Annotated in this window: 21 protein-coding genes; 19 read left to right on the top strand and 2 right to left on the bottom strand. The window is 74.3% G+C overall.

The features are described 5' to 3' along the window. The first annotated feature begins 59 nt into the window (after positions 1-59). Positions 60-1,850, top strand: a complete 1,791-nt coding sequence (locus PSR1_RS00245; RefSeq protein ID WP_059435645.1) for a hypothetical protein — start codon at positions 60-62, stop codon at positions 1,848-1,850. A 109-nt stretch (positions 1,851-1,959) separates the two neighbouring features. Beyond that, the gene (locus PSR1_RS00240; protein ID WP_059435644.1) at positions 1,960-2,418 is read left to right on the top strand and encodes an SRPBCC domain-containing protein; all 459 of its coding nucleotides are present in this window, start codon (positions 1,960-1,962) and stop codon (positions 2,416-2,418) included. 66 nt (positions 2,419-2,484) lie between these two features. Here PSR1_RS00240 and PSR1_RS00235 read toward each other — a convergent pair whose 3' ends face one another. Then, positions 2,485-3,417 (bottom strand): LysR family transcriptional regulator, encoded by a 933-nt coding sequence (locus PSR1_RS00235; RefSeq protein WP_059435643.1) that lies wholly within the window; start codon positions 3,415-3,417, stop codon positions 2,485-2,487. 72 nt (positions 3,418-3,489) lie between these two features. On the opposite strand from PSR1_RS00235, the gene PSR1_RS00230 reads away from it, so the two are divergent. From PSR1_RS00230 to PSR1_RS00205, 7 genes are all read left to right on the top strand, one after another. After that, complete coding sequence (locus PSR1_RS00230) at positions 3,490-4,767, top strand: MFS transporter (RefSeq protein WP_059435642.1); 1,278 nt, start codon at positions 3,490-3,492, stop codon at positions 4,765-4,767. A 117-nt stretch (positions 4,768-4,884) separates the two neighbouring features. Beyond that, the gene (locus PSR1_RS00225; protein WP_059435641.1) at positions 4,885-5,811 is read left to right on the top strand and encodes a hypothetical protein; all 927 of its coding nucleotides are present in this window, start codon (positions 4,885-4,887) and stop codon (positions 5,809-5,811) included. Between the two features lie 173 nt (positions 5,812-5,984). Further along, complete coding sequence (locus tag PSR1_RS23990) at positions 5,985-6,146, top strand: hypothetical protein (RefSeq protein WP_160308979.1); 162 nt, start codon at positions 5,985-5,987, stop codon at positions 6,144-6,146. Between the two features lie 334 nt (positions 6,147-6,480). After that, the gene (gene fusA, locus PSR1_RS00220) at positions 6,481-8,565 is read left to right on the top strand and encodes an elongation factor G (protein WP_059435640.1); all 2,085 of its coding nucleotides are present in this window, start codon (positions 6,481-6,483) and stop codon (positions 8,563-8,565) included. Between the two features lie 13 nt (positions 8,566-8,578). After that, positions 8,579-9,883, top strand: a complete 1,305-nt coding sequence (locus PSR1_RS00215; protein WP_059435639.1) for an AAA family ATPase — start codon at positions 8,579-8,581, stop codon at positions 9,881-9,883. A 57-nt stretch (positions 9,884-9,940) separates the two neighbouring features. Further along, the gene (locus PSR1_RS00210; RefSeq protein ID WP_059435638.1) at positions 9,941-10,576 is read left to right on the top strand and encodes a hypothetical protein; all 636 of its coding nucleotides are present in this window, start codon (positions 9,941-9,943) and stop codon (positions 10,574-10,576) included. A 43-nt stretch (positions 10,577-10,619) separates the two neighbouring features. Then, positions 10,620-11,477 carry a L,D-transpeptidase family protein gene (locus tag PSR1_RS00205; RefSeq protein WP_059435637.1) on the top strand — a complete coding sequence of 286 codons (858 nt, stop codon included), beginning with the start codon at positions 10,620-10,622 and terminating at the stop codon, positions 11,475-11,477. 4 nt (positions 11,478-11,481) lie between these two features. Here the strand turns inward: PSR1_RS00205 and PSR1_RS00200 are convergent, their stop codons facing one another. Beyond that, positions 11,482-11,964, bottom strand: a complete 483-nt coding sequence (locus PSR1_RS00200) for a DUF4440 domain-containing protein (RefSeq protein ID WP_059435636.1) — start codon at positions 11,962-11,964, stop codon at positions 11,482-11,484. Between the two features lie 133 nt (positions 11,965-12,097). Here PSR1_RS00200 and PSR1_RS00195 point away from each other — a divergent pair, with 133 nt between their 5' ends. The 10 genes from PSR1_RS00195 to PSR1_RS00150 all read left to right on the top strand — a co-directional run bounded on the left by PSR1_RS00195 (position 12,098) and on the right by PSR1_RS00150 (position 20,463). Then, positions 12,098-12,349, top strand: a complete 252-nt coding sequence (locus PSR1_RS00195) for a hypothetical protein (RefSeq protein WP_059435635.1) — start codon at positions 12,098-12,100, stop codon at positions 12,347-12,349. 201 nt (positions 12,350-12,550) lie between these two features. Beyond that, the gene (gene soxC / locus PSR1_RS00190) at positions 12,551-13,894 is read left to right on the top strand and encodes a sulfite dehydrogenase (RefSeq protein ID WP_059435634.1); all 1,344 of its coding nucleotides are present in this window, start codon (positions 12,551-12,553) and stop codon (positions 13,892-13,894) included. Then, entirely contained in the window at positions 13,878-14,912 is a 1,035-nt protein-coding gene (locus PSR1_RS00185) for a c-type cytochrome (protein ID WP_059435633.1), read from the top strand. Before soxC ends, PSR1_RS00185 begins: the two co-directional genes overlap by 17 nt. A gap of 58 nt (positions 14,913-14,970) precedes the next feature. Beyond that, a complete protein-coding gene (gene soxY / locus PSR1_RS00180) occupies positions 14,971-15,459 on the top strand; it encodes a thiosulfate oxidation carrier protein SoxY (protein ID WP_059435632.1) in 489 nt (162 codons plus the stop codon). Positions 15,460-15,476: 17 nt separating this feature from the next. Continuing rightward, positions 15,477-15,788, top strand: coding sequence for a thiosulfate oxidation carrier complex protein SoxZ (gene soxZ, locus PSR1_RS00175; protein ID WP_012525641.1), 312 nt, complete (start codon positions 15,477-15,479; stop codon positions 15,786-15,788). A gap of 152 nt (positions 15,789-15,940) precedes the next feature. Continuing rightward, on the top strand, positions 15,941-16,282 hold the full coding sequence (locus PSR1_RS00170; RefSeq protein WP_059435631.1) for a DsrE family protein: 342 nt from the start codon (positions 15,941-15,943) through the stop codon (positions 16,280-16,282). A 32-nt stretch (positions 16,283-16,314) separates the two neighbouring features. Further along, on the top strand, positions 16,315-17,130 hold the full coding sequence (gene soxA / locus PSR1_RS00165) for a sulfur oxidation c-type cytochrome SoxA (RefSeq protein ID WP_059435630.1): 816 nt from the start codon (positions 16,315-16,317) through the stop codon (positions 17,128-17,130). 10 nt (positions 17,131-17,140) lie between these two features. After that, the gene (gene soxX / locus PSR1_RS00160) at positions 17,141-17,773 is read left to right on the top strand and encodes a sulfur oxidation c-type cytochrome SoxX (protein ID WP_059435629.1); all 633 of its coding nucleotides are present in this window, start codon (positions 17,141-17,143) and stop codon (positions 17,771-17,773) included. 18 nt (positions 17,774-17,791) lie between these two features. After that, positions 17,792-19,507, top strand: coding sequence for a thiosulfohydrolase SoxB (soxB, locus tag PSR1_RS00155; protein ID WP_059435628.1), 1,716 nt, complete (start codon positions 17,792-17,794; stop codon positions 19,505-19,507). Then, positions 19,507-20,463: an MBL fold metallo-hydrolase gene (locus PSR1_RS00150; RefSeq protein WP_059435627.1), complete on the top strand. Its 957-nt coding sequence runs from the start codon at positions 19,507-19,509 to the stop codon at positions 20,461-20,463. Before soxB ends, PSR1_RS00150 begins: the two co-directional genes overlap by 1 nt. The last annotated feature ends 40 nt before the right edge of the window (positions 20,464-20,503 follow it).

The raw sequence follows: 20,503 nt of genomic DNA, 5'->3' as shown, positions 1-20,503 counted from the left end.
CGGCCGGTGGGCGCCAGCGGCGCACGATCCTCCCAGCGCCGGGGGGCAGGAGGAGGGCCATGGTGCGCGCGCTCCACGGGATCGTTGCGGGACTGGTCGCCATCGCTGCCGCGGGAGTCGTCGCCTGCAGTGGGGGAGGCGGTGGCGACGGCGGCGGGGACGGGGACGGCGACGTCGTCGGCTTCGCGTTCAACCCGGCGAACATGGAGTTCGCGGCCGGGCTGGCCTCGCGCGTCGTGGACACGTTCCCGGCGGTCACGGACCTCCTGACGCCCGCGCTCGTCGAGCTGGGCGGGGGCACGCTGCGGAGCGGCGAGGCCCGGGCGCTGCAGGCCTGCGCGAGCGGCGGCGCGTCGCTGCGGTGGACCGACGGCTCGGGCGACGGGGCCTGGTCCGCGGGCGACACCGCCCGGATCGACCTCACCAGCTGCCGCGTGCACGCCGGCGACGGCGTGGTGCTCGGCGGCTCCCTGAACCTCGCCTTCTCGAACGTGGTCCGGGGACCTCCGCGCACGGTCGCGGCGACGCTGGAGCTGGCGCTCGACACGAACGACGGGCAGCCCGGGACGCTGCGCGGGCGGGCGGCGGTCGCGGCCACCTCGGCGGACGGCGTGCACCACGGGCTCGTGTACCAGGCGTCGGGAACGTCGCTGCTCACCGCGACCGGCAGCCTGCCCTACCAGCTCGGCTGCTTCGACGTGCGCGACGATCCGGATCCGCAGCTGGGCTTCACCCGCCGCGTGGTGCCGCTCGGCGTCATCCGGATGGACGACAAGATCATCTCGTTCGACCCGGGCTCGAGGCTCCTGTACCGCGCGGGCGACGTCCCGGGCGACGGGAGGGTCGGCCTCCTGTCCCTCGCGCAGCCGCTCTGCACCGACATCGGCGTGGACCCCGGGGGCGTCCGGTCCGACAACTCGATGGTGAACATGACGGTCGCGGGCGAGCCGGGCGACGTGCGCCTGGAGCTCTACCTCCGCGGCTCGACGCAGCCGGATCACACCGACGCGTGCCACTGGGACGACCTGCTCCACCCGAGCGCAGGCGGCGTCATCAACGGCACGAACGTCGTGGACGTGGCGGGCCTCGCGGCGTTCGCGCTCGACCTCCCGCGGCAGGTCGGGGCGGTCGGCCTGGATCTGGTCCTCGGCGTGGCCGCCGGCCATCCGGTCCCGCTCTGCAGCGCCGGCGGGTACACCGTCACCATCACGCCCGGCCCGCTGGCGGCCGGCCACGTGGCGACGGTGGCGTTCGGCGGCTGCGTCACCGGCGAGGCGGGCGACCCCGTCACGCTGGGTGGCAGCGTGACCTTCACCTTCACCGAGGTGACCGGGGATCCCCTCACCGACGGCTACTCGGTGGCGACGCGGTTCACCACCGTGGACATCGGGCTTCTGGACGACGTCGGGGAGGCGCGCATCACCGGCGCGCTGCGGTTCGCGCGCACCGCCACCCCGGCCGGCGTCACCGAGCAGTCCACCGCGGAGCCGGGCGTGGCGCTCGCCATGTCGGAGGGCGAGGGGGCCGGCGCGACCGAGACGCGGCTCACGGCCTTCACGGTGCGGAACGCCTGGTCCGACGCGCCGGGCTACACCATGGCCTCCGCCGGCGACGCGATGACCCTCGCCGCGACCGGCGTGCCCGGGCCGCTGGCGGTGAGCGTGACGGGCGCGCTCACCGGCGTCGAGCCGGCGCCGCCCGGCGCCGGCGAGCTGAAGGTCACGGCGACCGACGCGACCAGCGTCGTCGCGCGCATGGGCAGCGGCGGCGCCATCACGCTCCTGCTCGACGCGAACGGCGACGGCACCGTGGACGCGACCATCCCGACGAGCTGGGACGAGCTCGACTGATCCGGGCCGCTCCGAATCGCGCCGCACTTGTCACTCCCTTCCCTCGCGCCCCGCCGCCTAGACAAGGCGAGGCGCGGGGCGAGGTCCCCGGCGCGAGGAGGAGCACGACATGCCGGACATCATTCACAGGCTCGGGATCCGGGCCCCCGCGGCGAAGGTCTACGAGGCGCTGGCCACGGTGGAGGGGCTCGCGGGCTGGTGGACGCGGGACACGACGGGGCGCTCCGCGCCCGGCGGGACGGTTCGCTTCATGTTTCGCAAGCCGGACGGGACGGAGATCGGCGGGGCGGAGTTCGAGGTGCTGGAGCTGAAGCCGGAGCGCGAGGTGCGCTGGCGCTGCACGGGCGGGCCGCAGGAGTGGATCGGGACGGAGGTGGCGTTCCGGCTGTCCCGGGACGGCGACCAGACCCTGGTGGCCTTCGGGCACCGGGGCTGGCGCGAGGCATCGGAGTTCACGGCCCACTGCTCCATGAAGTGGGCGACGTTCCTGCTCAGCCTCCGGGAGCTCGCCGAGACGGGGAAGGGCAGGCCGGCCCCGGACGACCTCAAGATCGACAACTGGAACTGAGCGGGCGCGGGGCGGCCGCGGCGCGCCGGGACGGGCGTGCCGCGGTCCGCCTCGCAGGCAGCGCCATCAGCGGCGCTGGGACCTCGTGCCGCCGATCCCGGCGCCCTGCGCGGTGAACGCCGTCCGCATGATCTCGACGAACGCGCGGAGCTTCGCCGGGTAGAACCGCGCCTTCGGATACGCGACGTAGACGGGCAGCGTGGGCCCGCGCCACCCGGGCAGGAGGTGCACGAGGCGGCCGGCGGCGACGTCCTCGGCGAGGATCCAGTCCGAGGCGAGCGCGGCACCGAGCCCGCTGCACGCGGCCTGGCGGAGCGCGAAGAGGCTGTCGGTCACGAAGCGCGGCCGGATCCGGAGGGCGGCGGTCGCGCCGCGCGCGCCCTCGAGGCGGACGGTGTTGCGGTAGTACGGCACGAGCGCGAGCCAGGGCAGCGCGGCGAGGGCCGCGGGGCGCGAGGGGGCGTGCCCCGGGACGAGCGACGGCGCAGCGACCACGATCCGCTGCACCTCGTGGATCTTCCGCACCACGATGGCGTCGCCCTCCGGCGCGTCCACCGAGACGCAGCAGTCGACGCCGTCCTCCACGAACCGCACCGGGCCGTCGTGCAGGCGCCACTCGACGCTCAGGGCAGGGTAGCGGCGCAGGTACTCGACCACCGGGCCGACGAGCTGCTGCTGCCCGAACGCGTGCGGCGCGACCACCCGGAGGTGCCCCGCCGGCTCGTCTCCGTCGCCGCGCAGCTCCGCCTCGAAGGCGCGCCACTCGCCGACCAGCTCCCGGGCCCGGGCGGCGTACCTCTGCCCGGCCTCGGTGAGGTGGATGGCATGGGTCGATCGCTGCAGCAGGCGGACGCCGAGGGCGGCCTCGAGCGCGTGCAGGCGCCGGCTGATGGTGGGCTGGGAGGTGCCGAGCTGTCGCGCCGCGGCGGAGAGGCTCCCCGCCTCGACGATGCGCACGAACGTCTCGGCGAGGGCCAGACGATCGGTCGTCGCCTTCATACGTACGACGCATAACGGATCTCCCGGTCACGCGTCTACCGCAGGGCCACCGCACGGCGCATCGTGCCCGCCATGACGACGCACGAACTGGCCCCCACCGCCCTCGCCGCCCCCGCCGGCCACCCGGTTGGGGCGACCTCCCCCCGGCCCGAGGCCCCGATCGCCAGGCCGCTCCTCCTGCTGCTCGCGGGCGGCGCCGGGCTCTCGGTGGCGAGCCTCTACTACAACCAGCCGCTGCTCGACACGATGGCGCGCGACCTCGGCGCATCGTCCTCCGCCATCGGCGCGGTGCCCACGCTCACGCAGCTCGGCTACGCCGCCGGCATCCTCCTGTTCGGGCCGCTCGGCGACCGGCTCGACCGCCGGCGCGTGGTCGTCGCGAAGCTCGCGGCGCTCGCGGTCGCGCTGCTCGGGGCCGCGCTCGCCCCATCCGCCGGGCTCCTCGCCGTCGCCGGCCTCGCCATCGGCCTGGTCGCGACGGCGGCCCAGGACCTCGTGCCCGCCGCGGCGGCGCTCGCGCCGGCGGCGTCACGCGGGCGGACGGTAGGGTCGGTGATGACCGGCCTCCTGCTCGGGATCCTGCTCTCGCGCGTGGTGAGCGGCGTCGTCGGCGCGCACGTCGGCTGGCGGGCGGTGTACCTGGGCGCCGCCGCCGCCGTGGCGGCGCTGTCCGTCGCGGTCGGGCTGAGGCTGCCGCCCATGCCCCCCGGGGCACGCGCCCGGTACGGGGCGCTGCTCGCGTCCATCGTCCGGCTCGCGCGCGACCTCGCTCCACTGCGCCGCGCCGCGCTGGCGCAGGCGTTCCTCAGCGTCGCGTTCGGTGCCTTCTGGTCCACGCTGACGCTGGCGCTCGCGGCGCCGCCGTTCAGGCTCGGCCCCGTGGCCGCCGGAGCCTTCGGCCTCGCCGGCGCTGCCGGGGCGGCCATCGCCCCGCTCGCGGGCGCGGCCGCCGACCGGCGCGGTCCCGAGCCGGTGATCCGCGCCGGCGCGGCGCTGGGGGTGGGGTCCTTCGCGGCCATCGCGCTGTTCCCGGGATCGCTGGTGGTGCTGGTGGTCGCGACCGTGGTCTTCGACCTCGGGGTGCAGGCCAGCCTCATCGCACACCAGAGCGTCGTCTACGGCCTGGATCCCGCCGCGCGCGGCCGCCTCAACGCGGTGCTGGTGAGCGCGATGTTCCTCGGCATGGCCGCCGGCGCCGCGGCCGCCAGCGAGGTGTTCGCGCACGCGGGCTGGGTGGGGGTCGCCGCGCTCGGCGCCCTGGCCGCCGCCACCGCGCTCGCCGTCCGCCTCGCGCCCACGCGCCGGCGGGACGCGCGGGACCGCCGGTGCATCGACGCCGCCGCCCCTTGACCTGCATCGACGGGTGTCGCCCGTCTCCCCGCCCCGACCCACCCGGACCGGTGGGCCGGGTCGAGGGCCTCGGCTACCGTGTCGCGTCCCACCGGCTGACCGGGACGGGAGGTCCACGTGAGGCACGCGTCCCGATGGCTCTCGCTCGCCGCCGCCCTCGCCGCCGTGGCGTGCGGCGGCGGCTCCGGCGGCTCCGGCGGCGCGGCCCCGCCGCCTCCCCGCACCTTCCAGCTCCGGAGCCCGGACCTCGTGGTGGGCGCGGGGCAGGAGCTGGCGTCCTGCTGGTACTTCCGCACCCCGAACGCGGACGACCTCGTCGTCCGGTCCTTCACCTCGCGCCTGCCCGCGGTCGCGGCGAGCGTCGCGATGATGCTCACGCCGGACAACGTCCAGGCGCCGGGAACGCAGTCCACCGGCTGCGCGTGGGCGCCCGCGAGCGGCCCCGTGCCTGCGTACGTGGGGTCGTCCGGCACCGCCTCGTTCTCGTTCCCGCCCGACGACGGCAGCGGCAAGGCGGTCGGCCTCCGGATCCCCGCCGGCCAGGCGGGCTACCTGCGCGTGCACTGGGTGAACGCGTCGGACCAGCCGATCACCGCGCACGTCGAGCTGGACGCGGAGGCTTGGCCGGCCGGGACGGCGACGATGCTCGCGAGCCCGTACGTGTCGGTGGCGGCCTCGTTCAGCATCCCGGCCTCCGGCTCGGCGACGGCCGAGACCACCTGCGACGTCCCCGCCGGCGCGCGCTTCGTGGCGCTGACGACGCGCACGTACAAGCACTCGGTCGCGACCTCGATCGCGGACGGTTCCACCACGCTCTTCGAGAGCGCCGACTGGTCCGCGCCGGGCTTCGCGCGCCGCGACGCGGCGCCGTTCCTGGCGTTCGCGAGCGGGCGGCTCACCACGCGCTGCGACTACCTGAACACCACCGCGAGCCCCGTCCAGCCCGGCGACGACCCGGCGAGCGACGAGCTCTGCGCCGCCATCGGCTGGTACTTCCCGGCCACCCGCGCGCGCCTCTGCTACGACGGCACGCTGCTCCCCTGAGCCCCGCGGTCGCCGCTGCGAGCGCGGGCTCGAGCGCTCCCCCGTCCGAGTGGTGCAAGGCCGGTCGATCCGTGCCAGAGGTGGCGCGAGCGCGGGGGTCTCGGAGGGCCGAGCCCCGGCGCCACAGGAGCGCCGCCCGGCCGGGCGGGCGCCCCCACCTTCAACGCCGCCACGTGAGCCCAGCCGTGTTCGCCACCGTCGTCCCCCTCGTCGTCGTCGCCGCCGCCGGAACCCTCATCGTCGTCCACAAGCTCCGGGAGCGGCGCCGCTGGGCCAACGTGAAGGCGTCGGGAGGGCGGAAGTCGCTCGTCCTCAACCTGTTCGACCGGTCGTAGCGGACGGACGGCCGCAGGCGCGCCCCCGCTTCCGGGGGAGCCGGGCCGAAAAAGCCTGCCGCGGGGGAGGGTTCCGGTCGCCGGCGGCGGCGCCGTGGGCGGCGGCTTGCATCTCGACGCCGGTTCGTGCGAGGGTGCGCGCCGCTCGCGGCCGTGGATGTGGGTGGACGGCGCGGGCTTCGTCGTATCCGTGGCCGGCTCGCGTGGATGAAACGCGCGCCGAAACGGGTTCGAGACACGCGGCTCTCACGCCCCGCCGGCGGGACTGGCGAGCGACGCCGCGCAACCGATTCGCCCATGCAGCTCGGTCCGCCCCCGCGGGTGGAGGTAAGACGTGTACACGGATTTCTCGAAGCTCCGGAACATCGGGATCTCGGCCCACATCGACAGCGGCAAGACCACGCTGACGGAGCGGATCCTCTTCTACACGAAGCGCATCCACGCCATCCACGAGGTGAAGGGCAAGGACGGCGTCGGCGCGACGATGGACTCGATGGAGCTCGAGCGCGAGCGCGGCATCACCATCGCCTCCGCCGCGACGCACTGTGAGTGGAAGGGGCTCCACCTCAACATCATCGACACCCCCGGCCACGTGGACTTCACCATCGAGGTGGAGCGGTCGCTCCGCGTCCTCGACGGCGCCATCCTCGTGCTCTGCTCGGTGGCCGGCGTCCAGAGCCAGTCGCTCACCGTGGACCGCCAGATGCGGCGCTACAACGTGCCGCGCCTCGCGTTCGTCAACAAGTGCGACCGCTCCGGCGCGAACCCGCTGCGCGTCAAGGACCAGCTCCGCGAGAAGCTCCAGCACAACCCGGTGCTGATGCAGCTCCCCATCGGCCTCGAGGACAAGTTCGAGGGCGTGGTGGACCTCGTCACGATGAAGGCGTACCGCTTCAGCGGCGACGACGGCGAGGTCATCACCGAGTCCGAGATCCCGGCCGGCATGCAGGCCGACGCGGCCAAGGCGCGCGAGGAGCTGCTCGACGCGGCGTCGATGTTCTCCGACGAGCTCACCGAGGCGATCCTCGAGGACCGCGTCACCGAGGCGCTGATCAAGGCGGCCGTCCGCAAGGGCACGCTCGCGCTCAAGCTCACCCCGGTGTTCATGGGCTCGGCCTACAAGAACAAGGCCGTCCAGAAGCTGCTCGACGGCGTGGTGGACTACCTCCCGGATCCGACCGAGGTGGTCAACGAGGCCCACGACCTGACCAAGGACGAGGAGAAGGTCGCCCTCACCATCGACAACGAGAAGCCGACGGTGGCGCTGGCGTTCAAGCTCGAGGACGGGCGCTACGGCCAGCTCACCTACCTGCGCATCTACCAGGGCAAGCTCTCGCGCGACATGTTCATCACGAACATGCGCACGAAGAAGGACCACCGCATCGGCCGGCTCGTGCGCATGCACTCCGACCAGATGGAGGACATCGACGCCGCCGGCTCCGGCGACATCGTCGCGATGTTCGGCGTGGACTGCAACTCGGGCGACACGTTCACCGACGGCAAGGTCAAGCTGAACATGACCTCGATGCACGTTCCCGAGCCGGTGATCGCGCTCTCCATCAAGCCGGTGGACTCGAAGAGCGAGACCAACATGGGCAAGGCGCTCCGGCGCTTCACCCGCGAGGACCCGACCTTCCGCGCCGGCCTGGACGAGGAGAGCGGCGAGACCATCATCCGCGGCATGGGCGAGCTGCACCTCGAGGTCTACATCGAGCGCATGAAGCGCGAGTACAACTGCATCGTCGAGGTGTCGCCGCCGCAGGTGGCGTACCGCGAGACGGTCAGCCAGCGCGCCGACTTCGCCTACACGCACAAGAAGCAGACCGGCGGCTCCGGCCAGTTCGGCCGCGTGTGCGGCTACATCGAGCCCTGCGAGCAGCAGTTCGAGTTCGTGGACGACGTGGTCGGCGGCGCCATCCCGCGCGAGTTCATCTCCTCGGTGGAGAAGGGCTTCCGCTCGATGATCGCCAAGGGCCGCCTGCTCGGGTTCCCGGTGGTGAACGTGCGCGTCGTCATCAACGACGGCGCCAGCCACGCGGTGGACTCGTCGGACATCGCGTTCCAGGAGGCCGCCCGCGGCGCCTGGCGCGAGGGCTTCGACCGCGCCAAGCCGCGCCTCCTCGAGCCGATCATGCGCGTGGTGTGCGAGGGCCCGGCGGAGTTCTCCGGCGGCATCCTGGGCACGCTCATGCAGCGGCGCGCCATGATCATCGGCTCGCAGGACGACGGCGGCCTGGCCCGCATCGAGGCCGAGGTGCCGCTGGCCGAGATGTTCGGCTACTCGACGACCCTGCGGTCCGCGACCCAGGGCAAGGCCGAGTTCAGCATGGAGTTCTCGCGCTACCTGCCGGTGCCGGCGGCCATGGCCGAGGAGCTCATGACGAAGGCGTCCAAGAAGGCCGAAGGCGGGAAGAAGTAGCGATGCCGGAGCCATGATCCGCCAGGAAGCGATCCTCCAGAGCCCGCTGCGGATCCTCGACCGGAGGATCCGCGGCGGCCTCGGCAAGGGTCGCCTCGGCGTGATCGTGGCGCCCGCCGGCGTCGGCAAGTCCGCCGTCCTGGTGCAGCTCGGGCTGGACGCGCTCCTGCGCGGCCGCCCGGTGCTGCACGTGGCGCTCGGTCAGCCGGTCGAGCACGTCTCGGCCCGCTACGACGCGTTCTTCGAGGAGCTGGCCGATCGCGTGGACCTGGCCGACCGCCGGGGCGTCCACGAGATGGTCTCGCGCCAGCGGCTGATCTGGTCGGCGATGGACGGCGGCCTCGGCGTCCGGACGCTGGACGAGGCGCTGGCCGCGTTCCAGGCGCACCTCGGCTGCACCCCCGCGACGCTCCTCGTGGACGGCTTCGCCTGGGCCGGGCCCCGGCCCGACGTCGCCGGGACGCTCGCCGGCCTGAAGGCGAGCGCGGCGCGCGCGGGCGCCGAGCTGTGGATGACCGCCCGGTCCGCCCCGGGGCGCCCGCCGTGCGAGGCCGACCCGGACGACCCTGCCGCGCCGCCGGAGCGCTGCGGCGAGCAGGTGGACGTGATCCTGTCCCTGGTGCCGCAGGGGCGCGGCGCGCGGGTGCGGCTGCTCCGGGATCTCGACGGCTCGGACGAGGCCGACCTGCCGCTCGTGGTGGAGGGCGGCTCGCTGCGCTACGCGGGCGGCGAGGACGAGGACGGCGGCGACGCGCGCGGCCCGGAGGCGTTCACGCTGCTCGCGGGCGGGTCCGCCGGCGCGGAGGAGGCGTTCGGCGCCTGCGCGGAGCGCTGGGGCGTGCAGGAGGTGAACTTCACCTTCGCCGGCCGCCCGGCGCTGGCCCGGACCCGCGGACTCACGGAGCTGACCGAGGCGGAGCTGCGCCTCGGCGACGTCAGCGAGGCCTACCTGAAGGCGCACCTGCCCCGCGCGCTGGCCGGTCCGGCGGAGCACCGGCGCGTGCTCCAGCTCATCTGGCACCAGGTCGGCACCGCGGGCGAGGTGTTCGCCGTCGGCGCGCTCAACCCCGACGACACGGCCCAGGGCGGCACCGGCTGGGCGGTCGAGCTGGCGCGCCACTGGGGGAAGCCGGTCCACGTCTTCGACCAGGAGCGGGACGGCTGGTTCCGCTGGGACGGGCGGGGCTGGGCGACCGAGGCGCCGCCGGTCATCACGCACCCGCGCTTCGCCGGCGCCGGGACCCGCGCGCTCTCCGCGGCCGGGCTCGAGGCGATCCGCGCGCTCTTCGAGCGGTCCTTCGGGCCGGCGCCGGAGTAGCCTCGGGCGGCGCACGGGCTACACTGGCGGCGGACCGTGTCCACCGCGAGGAGCTCCATGCGCCCAGCCCGTCCTGCCGCCGCCCGCCGCCGCTCCGCCATCGCCGCGCTGCTGCTCGTCGCCCTCGCGCCGGCCGCGGCGACGGGGGCGGAGCCTGGCGCCGCGCCGGCCGCGGGCGCCGCCGGCGTGCTCGAGGCGCCGGCCGCCGTCGCGGCGACGCCGGGCCAGCGCAGCTTCGGCGTCGGGCCGACCCTCGGCTTCTGGTCCGGCGCGGGCCTCATCGCGGGCGGCGGGACCGGCCGGCTGAAGGGGTGGGTGTCGGGCGGCTACGCGCCGGTGATGGTCTTCTCGAACGAGCGGACGCCGGAGCGCGACCTCCGCTTCGACTACTACAACGCGTACCAGCTCAACGGCGACGTGAGCCTGCGGGTGAACGGCCCCTCCACCACCGAGATCGCGCTGCTCGCCGGCTACAAGTACAACGGCGTGCTCGGCCACGGCGCCGGCGGCGGCGTGCGCGTGCTGTTCGACGTGGGGCCGCGCACCGCGGTGGAGCTGTCCTTCGGGCTGGCGGTGTTCCCGGACGCGATGGACCGGCTGGAGCGCGATCACGCCTATCCGGCGGATCGGGACCCGGGCATCACCCCCGCGCTCCAGGGCGGGGCGAACCTCGGTCTGCTGGTGTTCCCTTGAGCGGGGGTTGACGCGGGGCCGCCCGCACGCGAAGCCTGTGCCGATGCAGCCGCTCCTCGCGCTCCTCCTCGCCACGGTGCCCCTCCTCGAGCCGGCCGCCGGCGGCGCCGACGTCCTCGGCGTGCTCGGCACCCGGATCGTGAAGCAGGGCGACTCGCTCATCGAGCTCGCCCGCGCGCACGACGTGGGCTTCAACGCCATCGAGGCGGCGAACCCCGGGCTCGACGCGTACGTCCCGACGCCGGGCGCGCCGCTGGTGGTGCCCGCGGCCTGGATCCTGCCGCCCTCCGCGGCGCCGGGGTCGATCGTCGTGAACCTCTCGGAGATGCGGCTCTACCTGCTCCCGGGCGGCGGCGCCGCGCCGGTCACGTACCCGGTGGGCATCGGCAAGGATCGCGCGAAGACGCCGCTGGGATCCTTCACCGTCATCGGCAAGACGGTCGCGCCCACCTGGTACCCGCCGGCGTCGATGCGCCGCGACGACCCCACGCTCCCGGACCGCGTCCCGCCCGGACCGGACAACCCGCTCGGCACACACGCGCTGCGCCTCTCGGCGGGCAGCATCCTCATCCACGGCACCGACGAGCCGTTCGGGATCGGCCGCAAGTTCAGCCACGGCTGCGTCCGGCTCTACCCCGAGGACATCCCCCGCCTGTTCGAGGTGGTGCCGCTGAAGACGCCGGTCCGGATGGTCCGCGAGCCGGTCAAGGTCGGCGTGCGCGGGAGCCGCGTGGTCGTGGAGGCCCACGACGATCCGGACGCGCGGGTGGACCTCCGCGCCGAGGCGCAGCGCCAGCTCGAGCGGCGCGGCCTCACCGCGCGCGTGGACGCGGGCAAGCTCGCCGCCGCGCTCGAGGCCCGGCGCGGCATCCCGGTGGACGTGTCGATCGACGTCTTCTGAGGCGCTACGGGAGCGGGTCGGGGACCGGCAGCTCCGCGCGGATCCGCCAGCGCCCGTCCTTCCCGCGCCGCCAGACCGCCAGGTAGCGGCCGGTCACCGTCATGGGCGCGCCGTTGCCCTGCTGCACGACCAGGCGGTTCGTCCCCGCCTCCCAGGCGAGATCGCCCGAGACCTCCAGCTGCACGGTGGTGATGGTCGCCTCGAGGTACCGGAGCGACCCCAGGCGCCGGGCGTCGTACGCCTCGAGCTCGGCGCGGCCGGAGACGAAGCCGCGCTGCATCGCGGGGATGACGAGCGCGTCCTCGGTGAACACCGCCGCCATCCCGCGCGCGTCGCCGGCGACGAGCGCGCGGATGAACGCGTCGTTCGCGGCGCCGATCGCCGTGCGGAGCTCCGCCTCGGGGTCGGCGCGGCCGAAGGAGCCGTGCGCGCAGGCGCCCGAGGCCAGCGCGGCGGCGACGAGGAGGGCGCGAGGGCCGTTTGCCATGGGCGAAGGAGACCGCGCCGCCAGGCGGCGCGCGCGCGGCATCCTGTCCGACGCGCACAGGCTAGGGCGGGTGGGGCGTCCGGTCGGGCCGCGCGGCGCGCGATGATGGCGCGACACGCGAGGAGGGCCGGTCATGAGCGTGGAACGAGCGGTCGTGCTGCAGGCGCCGGCGGCGGACTGGGAGCGCGCGGAGCGGGAGGCGCGCCAGGCCGCGGTCTACGTCGCCGCGTTCGTGGGCGTCCCCGCCGTCGTCGCGGCGGGCGCCGCGCTCGCGCTGTTCGCCCTCACGGCGCTCGTGCTGCTCGCGCCGGTGGTCGCCGGCGTGCTGACCTGGGCGGCGTGGCGGTACGGCCGCCCGGAGCGCCGCGCCGGGCGCCGGGCCTGAGAGCCGGGCCTGAGAGCCGCTCCGGGCGCCGAGCGCGTCGCGCGCGCCCCACGAGAGCGCACGAAACGTGAAGCGCGGCCCCGTCCATGTTTCAACGCCGCGCGTCACCCACACTGGCAGGCGATGCGTCACCATGCGTGAACGCCGTCAAGCCCCACTCAGGACGGAGACGACGACTATTCGTTCTCTTACAGCCCACGCGTGCCATCCAAGTCCGCCCGCATCCTCCGGGCTCCTGAGAATTTCCTCACCCAAGAGCAGATCACCGAGGTCTCCGCCGGACGGCGGAGCTTCCTGCGGCGCGCGTTCCTCGCCGCCGGCGGGATCGCCGCGGGCGCGGTCGCGGTACGCGCCGGCGCGGCGCCGGTCGGCGCTCCGGCCGGTGATCCGGCCATCCTCGAGCGCCAGCCCTGGAACACCTCGCTCGGCAAGCCCGTGGCCGCGCGCGGCTACGGCCTGCCGTCGCCCTACGAGGCGAACCTCCAGCGCCGCGAGAGCCCCGGCCTGACCCGCGTGAACGCGGCGTCGGTCTCCTTCGCGCCGCTGCAGGGGCTGTTCGGGATCATCACGCCGAGCGGCCTGCACTTCGAGCGCCACCACCAGGGCTGGCAGGACGTCGATCCCGCGAAGCACCGCCTGATGGTCCACGGGCTGGTGCGCCAGGCCAAGGTCTACACGATGGACGACCTGATGCGCCTGCCGTCCGTCTCGCGCATCCACTTCATCGAGTGCGGCGCCAACACCGGCATGGAGTGGGGGAACGTGGCGGTGCCCACCGTCCAGTACACCCACGGCATGCTGTCGTGCAGCGAGTTCACCGGCGTGCGCCTCTCCACGCTGCTCGACGACTGCGGCCTCGACCGGGCCAAGGGCCGCTACGTGCTCGCCGAGGGCGCCGACGGCTCGGGCATGACCCGGACCGTCGCCATCGACCGCGCGCTCGACGACGTGCTCGTCGCGTGGGGCCAGAACGGCGAGATGCTGCGGCCCGAGAACGGCTACCCGCTCCGCCTGGTGGTGCCCGGCGTCCAGGGCGTCTCCTGGGTGAAGTGGCTCCGCCGCATCGAGGTGGGCGACCAGCCCTGGGCCACCAAGGACGAGGCCATCCACTACGTGGACCTCATGCCCGACGGTCGTCACCGCCAGTACACCTCGATCCAGGAGGCGAAGTCGGTCATCACCACGCCCTCCGGCGGGCAGGTGCTGGTGGAGCAGGGCGCCTGCGAGGTGACCGGCCTGGCCTGGTCCGGGCGCGGGAAGATCAAGCGGGTGGACGTCTCCTTCGACGGCGGGCGCAGCTGGACGCCGGCGCGGCTGGAGACGCCGGTGCTCTCGAAGGCGCTGACCCGGTTCAGCGTGAGCTGGCGGTGGGACGGGCGCGCCGCGCTGCTGCAGAGCCGGGCGGTGGACGACACCGGCTACGTGCAGCCGACCACGCGGCTGCTGCGCGAGGTGCGCGGGACGAGGTCCATCTACCACAACAACGCGATCCAGACCTGGCGCGTCGATCCCAACGGCGAGGTGTCCAATGTGCAGCTGGCGTGAGCCGCTCGTCCTCGCGGCGCTGCTGGCCGCCGGCGCCGCGCAAGCGGCGGAGGGCGTCGGCCGTCCGGCCACGCCGGCCGAGCTCCGCGCCTGGGACATCGACGTGCGGCCCGACTTCCAGGGCCTGCCGCGCGGCTCCGGCTCGGTCCTGCGCGGGCAGGAGCTCTGGGACGCGAAGTGCGCCTCGTGCCACGGCACCTTCGGCGAGAGCAACGAGGTCTTCACGCCGCTGGTCGGCGGGACCACCGCCGAGGACCAGGCCCGCGGGCGCGTGGCCGCGCTCACCGGGAACGGCCACCCGCAGCGCACCACGCTCATGAAGGTGGCCACGGTCTCGACGCTGTTCGACTACATCCGCCGCGCCATGCCGTGGGACGCGCCGCGCTCGCTGAGCGACGACGACACCTACGCGGTGCTCGCGTACCTCCTGAACCTCGGCGACGTGGTCCCGTCCGACTTCGTGCTCGACCAGGACTCGATCCGCGCGGTGCAGCAGCGCCTGCCCAACCGGAACGGCATGACCCGCGCCCACGGCCTGTGGGACGTGAAGGGCAAGCCGGACGTGCGCGCGGTCGCGTGCATGAAGGACTGCGGGCCCGAGCCGCGCGTCGCCTCGACGCTGCCGGACTTCGCCCGCAACGCCCACGGGAACCTGGCCGAGCAGAACCGGACCTTCGGCCCGGTGCGCGGCGCGGACACCACCCGGCCCGCCGGCGCGGCCCGGACCGGCGCGCCCGCGGCGGCCCCGGCCGCGGTGAAGCCCGCCGCCGGGCTGACGCTGGCGCGCGCCAGCGGCTGCCTGGCCTGCCACGACGTCGAGGCGAAGCGGCTCGGCCCGAGCTTTCGCGACCTGAAGGCGCGGTACGCCGGCGACGCGGCCGCGGCGGCGAAGCTCGCCGCGCGGGTGCGCGGCGGCAGCCAGGGCGCGTGGGGGCCGGTGCCGATGCCGCCCCAGCGCCAGGTGGCGGAGGGCGACGTGGACACGATCGTGAAGTGGGTGCTCGAGGGAGCACGCTGAGGCGCCCGCGGCGCGGCGACGGTCGCCGCGCCCGGCAGAACCCGTACAGGAGAGCGGAATGAGAGAGGTAGAGCAGGCGGGCATCGGGAGGCGTCGGTTCCTCGAGACGACCGGCGGGGCCACGCTCCTCGGCATGCTGGTCGCCGCCGGCATCCTGAAGCCGAGCTGGGGCCGCGCGGCCGACTGGAACAAGGCGGCGTTCGAGGCACGGACCATGAAGGAGGCGCTGGACGCGCTCGGCGCCGGCGCGCCGGCCGACTCGAAGGACATCGCCGTCACCGCGCCGGACATCGCCGAGAACGGCGCCGTGGTGCCCATCACCGCGACCAGCAACCTGCCCGACACCGAGTCGATCGCGTTCCTGGTCGAGGCCAACCCCAACATGCTCGCCGCGTCGTTCCTCCTGACCCCGGCCTCGCTGCCGGTCGTCTCCACGCGGGTCAAGATGGCCCGGACCTCGAACGTGTCGGTGCTGGTGAAGGCCGGCGGCAGGTTCTACGTGGCGACGAAGGAGATCAAGGTCACCCTGGGCGGTTGCGGCGGGTAGGGAGCGAGGAGACAGCCATGGCAGATCCGATGAAGATCCGCGCGAGCCTCCAGGGCGACGTCGTGGAGGTGAAGGTGCTGATGAGCCACGAGATGGAGACGGGCCAGCGCAAGGACGCGAGCGGCGCGATCGTGCCGGCCCACTTCATCAGCTCGGTCCAGGCGGAGTGCAACGGCAAGGCCGTGCTCACCGCGCACTGGGGCCCGGCGGTGTCGAAGAACCCGTACCTCGCCTTCAAGTTCAAGGGCGCGGCCAAGGGCGACAAGGTCAAGGTGACCTGGGTGGACAACAAGGGCGAGACCCGCACCGACGAAGGGACCATCGCCTGAGCGCGCCGCTCGCCAGCCACGCGGCGCGGGCGGCGGGGAGGGGAGCCCGCTGGCTCCTCGTCCTCGCCGCCGGCCTCGCGGCCGCCCCGGCGGCCCGGGCCGCGCCGCCCCCCGCGCGCGCCGCCGCCCCGAGGGCGGCGCCGATCAAGGTCGTGTACCACCTGACCGAGGGGCTCGAGGAGGCGGTGCGCGCCATGCGCAACATCCGCAACCACCTCGACGCGGACCCCACCGCGAAGATCGTGGTCGTGGCGAACGGCGCCGGCATCGACTTCCTGCTCGACGGCGCCATGGACAAGAACGGCAACCCGTTCGACGCCATCGTGCAGGACCTCGTCACCCGCCACGTCGAGTTCCGGGCGTGCCGCAACACGCTCGTCACCCGCAACATCGATCCCTCGAAGCTCCTGCCGGAGGCGACGCTGGTCCAGTCCGGCGTGGCGGAGGCCGCGCGCCTCCAGGCGCGCGAGGGCTTCGCCTACCTCAGGCCCTGAGCTTCACGAACCGTTCCTTGAAGGAGATTCGGATGACCCGTCGATCGATCGGGCCGGCGCTGCTCCTCGCGGCCGCGGCCCTGGCCCCGGCCGCCCACCGCGCGCAGGAGGAGGACGCCACCGCCGCCATCGCGCGCTACCGCGAGCTGCTCCAGGACGGCAACCCCGCCGACCTGTGGGAGGCGCGCGGCGAGGCGCTCTGGCAGGAGAAGCGCGGGCCGAAGGCCGCGTCGCTGGAGGGCTGCGACCTGGGCAAGGGGCCGGGCGTGGTGAAGGGCGCCTACGCCGAGCTGCCCCGGTACTTCGCCGACGGCGACCGCGTCATGGACCTCGAGACGCGCCTGGTGCACTGCATGGGCACGCTGCAGGGGATCGACGCCGCGGAGGCCACCAAGCAGAAGTTCGGCGCGGGCGACAAGCGCTCCGACCTGGAGGCGCTCGCCGCCTGGATCGTGGCGCAGTCGCGCGGCCTGCCGGTGCGCGTGGCGCTCGCGCACCCGAAGGAGAAGGCCGCGTACGCGCTGGGCGAGCGGATCTTCTTCTACCGCGGGGGGCCGCACGACTTCTCCTGCGCGACCTGCCACGCCCAGAGCGGCAAGCGCATCCGCCTGCAGGAGCTCCCCAACCTCACCACGCCCGCCGACGCGAAGCGCGCCTTCGCGACCTGGCCGGCCTACCGCGTCTCGCAGGGCGAGGTGCGCACCATGCAGTGGCGCATGAACGACTGCCTGCGCCAGCAGCGGTTCCCGGAGCTCGTGTTCGGCTCGGAGGGCTCGGTCGCCCTCATCACCTACCTGGCCCGCCAGGCCAACGGCGCGGGCATGGACGCCCCCGCCATCAAGCGCTGAGGAGAAGACGATGCCGTTCGCTCGAACCGTAGCCGTCACGCTCGCCGGCCTCGCGCTCGCGGGCCTCGCGCACGCCGCCCAGCCGCAGCGGGGCGCGAAGGACGAGGCCCGCGCCCGCGAGGTCATCCGCGCCTCCTTCAAGGAGAAGGGCCAGGCCGGCCTGGACCGCCTGGAGCAGGACGAGGTCCAGGCGGCCTGCAGCCGCACGCCCGGCCAGGGCCCGCTGCCCGCGGCCGCCGCGAAGAAGCTGGTCGCCGCGCAGCAGGCCACGCTGGCCTACCCGGCGGACGGCAAGCTCATGGGCGACTGGAAGAAGGGCGAGCAGATCGCCCAGAGCGGCGTCGGCAAGCAGTTCTCCGACGATCCCGCGAAGCCGTCCGGCGGCAACTGCTACGCCTGCCACCGCCTCTCGAAGCAGGAGGTGTCGTTCGGCACGCTCGGCCCGAGCCTCTACCAGTACGGCAAGGTGCGCGGGCAGGGCGAGGCCATGCAGCGCTACACCTACGCGAAGATCTTCAACCCGCAGGCGTTCACGGCGTGCTCCACCATGCCGCGCTTCGGGCACCACGCCATCCTCACCGAGGAGCAGATCAAGGACCTGGTCGCGCTGCTCCTCGATCCCGCCTCCCCGGTGAACCAGTAGCGCGGAGCGAGCGAGACCATGGATCGCAGGGAGTTCATGCGGATGCTGGCGGCGGCCGCCGCCGGCGGGATGACCCTCCGCGCGCGCGCGGCGGGGCCGGAGGGCGCGGGGCTGTACGACTTGCCGCGCCACGGCAACGTGAGCCTGCTGCACTTCACCGACGTGCACGCGCAGCTCATGCCGCTCCACTACCGCGAGCCGGCGGTGAACCTGGGCGCCGGCCCGGCCCGGGGGCGCCCGCCGCACCTGGTGGGCAAGGCGCTGCTCTCGCACTTCGGGATCCGTCCCGGGACGCGCGAGGCGCACGCGCTCACGTATCTCGACTTCGAGGCCGCGGCGCGGCGCTACGGCAAGGTCGGCGGCTTCGCCCACCTCGCCACGCTGGTGAAGCGGCTCCGGGCCAGCCGGCCCGGCGCGCTGCTGCTCGACGGCGGCGACACCTGGCAGGGCTCGGCCACGGCGCTGTGGACCGACGGCCAGGACATGATCGACGCCGCCAAGCTCCTCGGCGTGGACGTGATGACCGGCCACTGGGAGTTCACGCTCGGCGCCGACCGGGTGAAGCGCGCGGTGGAGAAGGACTTCGCCGGCAAGGTCTCGTTCGTCGCCCAGAACGTGCACACCGCCGACTTCGGCGACCCGGTGTTCGAGCCCTGGGTGATGCGCGAGGTGAACGGCGTCCCGGTGGCGGTGATCGGGCAGGCGTTCCCGTACACGCCCATCGCGAACCCGAGGTACCTCGTGCCCGACTGGACGTTCGGGATCGACGAGGAGAACCTCCAGCGCACCGTGGACGAGGCGCGCGCGAAGGGCGCGCGCGTGGTGGTGCTGCTCTCCCACGACGGCATGGACGTGGACCTGAAGCTCGCGTCGCGCGTGAGCGGGATCGACGCGATCCTGGGCGGCCACACGCACGACGGCGTCCCGCGCCCGATCCCGGTGAAGAACCGGGGAGGCCAGACGCTGGTCACGAACGCCGGCTCGAACGGCAAGTTCCTGGGCGTGCTCGACCTCGAGGTCCGCGGCGGCAAGATCGCGAGCCACCGGTACCGGCTGCTCCCGGTGTTCTCGAACCTGCTCCCGGCCGACCCGGAGATGGCCGCGCACATCGAGCGCGTCCGCGCGCCGTTCCGCGAGCGGCTCGCCGCGCCGCTGGCCGTCACCGAGGGCGTCCTCTACCGCCGCGGCAACTTCAACGGCACCTACGACCAGCTCATCCTCGACGCGCTCATGGCCGAGAAGGACGCCGAGATCGCGTTCTCGCCGGGCTTCCGCTGGGGCGCGTCGCTCCTGCCGGGCGACACCATCACGCAGGAGGACCTGCTCGCGGCCACCGCCATCAGCTACCCGGCCGTCGGCGTCAACGAGATGACCGGCGCGACCGTGAAGGCGGTGCTCGAGGACGTCTGCGACAACATCTTCAACCCGGACCCCTACTACCAGCAGGGCGGCGACATGGTCCGGGTCGGCGGGCTCGAGTACGCGTGCCACCCCGGCGCGCGGAGCGGCGAGCGCATCCAGGACCTGCGGCTGCGCGGGAAGCCCCTGGAGGCGTCGAAGACGTACCGCGTCGCCACCTGGGCCTCGGTGAGCGAGGCGGCGCGCGACGCCGGCGGCGAGCCGATCTGGGACGTGGTGGGCCGCTGGCTGCGCGCCCGGAAGACGGTCGCGCCGCGCACGCCGAACCTGCCGCGCCTGGTCGGCGTGGGCCGCGACCCCGGGATGGCCGCCTGATGACCCCGGCGCTCGCCACCCTCGTCGCGGCGCTCGCCGCCGCCGGTCCCGCGCCCGCCCGCGCGGCCGATCCCGTCCTCGAGCCGGTCCGGCTCGCGCCGCGGGTCTGGCTGGTGCAGGGCGACCCGGGCGTCGCGTCGGCCGCGAACCGAGGCTTCAACTCCAACGCGGCGTTCGTCGTGACCGGCGACGGCGTGGTGGTGATCGACGCGCTGGGTACGCCCGCGCTGGGCCGCGCGCTGGTGCGCGCGATCCGCAAGGTGACGCGGCAGCCGATCCGGCGGGTGATCCTGACGCACTACCACGCCGACCACGTCTACGGCCTCGGCGCGCTGAAGGCGGCGGGCGCCGAGGTCTGGGCGAGCGGGGAGGGCAGGGCGTACCTCGAGGGCGACGAGGCGGCGAAGCGGCTCGAGCAGCGCCGCAAGGAGCTCGCGCCCTGGTTCGACGCCGGGAACCCGCTGTTCCCGGCGGATCGCTGGCTCGACGCGGACGCCGCCTTCGAGCTGGGGGGCGCGCGCTTCGAGGTGGTCCGGCTCGGGCCGGCGCACTCCCCCGAGGACCTGATGGTCGTGCTCCCGGACGACGGCGTGGTGTTCTCCGGCGACGTCATCTTCGCCGGCCGCATCCCGTTCGTGGGCGAGGCCGACAGCCGACGCTGGCTCGCGGCCATCGACCGGCTGCTGGAGCGCCGCCCGAAGCTGCTCGTCTCCGGCCACGGCCCCGCCTCGCGGGACCCGGCCACCCACCTCGCCCTGACCCGCGACTACCTCCGCCACCTCCGCGCGGTGATGGGGGCGGCGGTCCAGGACCTCGTCCCGTTCGAGGAGGCGTACGCCGCCGCCGACTGGAGCGCGTACGCGAAGCTCCCCGCGTTCGAGCCGGCGAACCGGATCAACGCCTACGGGACCTACCTCACCATGGAGCGCGAGATGCTCGAGGCGGGCCGGCGTTGAGCCGGCGCCGCGGGCAGCCCGGAGCTCCCGTTCAACCCCG

The sequence above is a fragment of the Anaeromyxobacter sp. PSR-1 genome (assembly GCF_000964525.1).
In the GTDB taxonomy this organism is placed as follows: Bacteria; Myxococcota; Myxococcia; order Myxococcales; family Anaeromyxobacteraceae; genus Anaeromyxobacter.
Note: the sequence above shows the minus strand (reverse complement) of the source record. Positions and strands in the feature narration are given on the sequence as shown.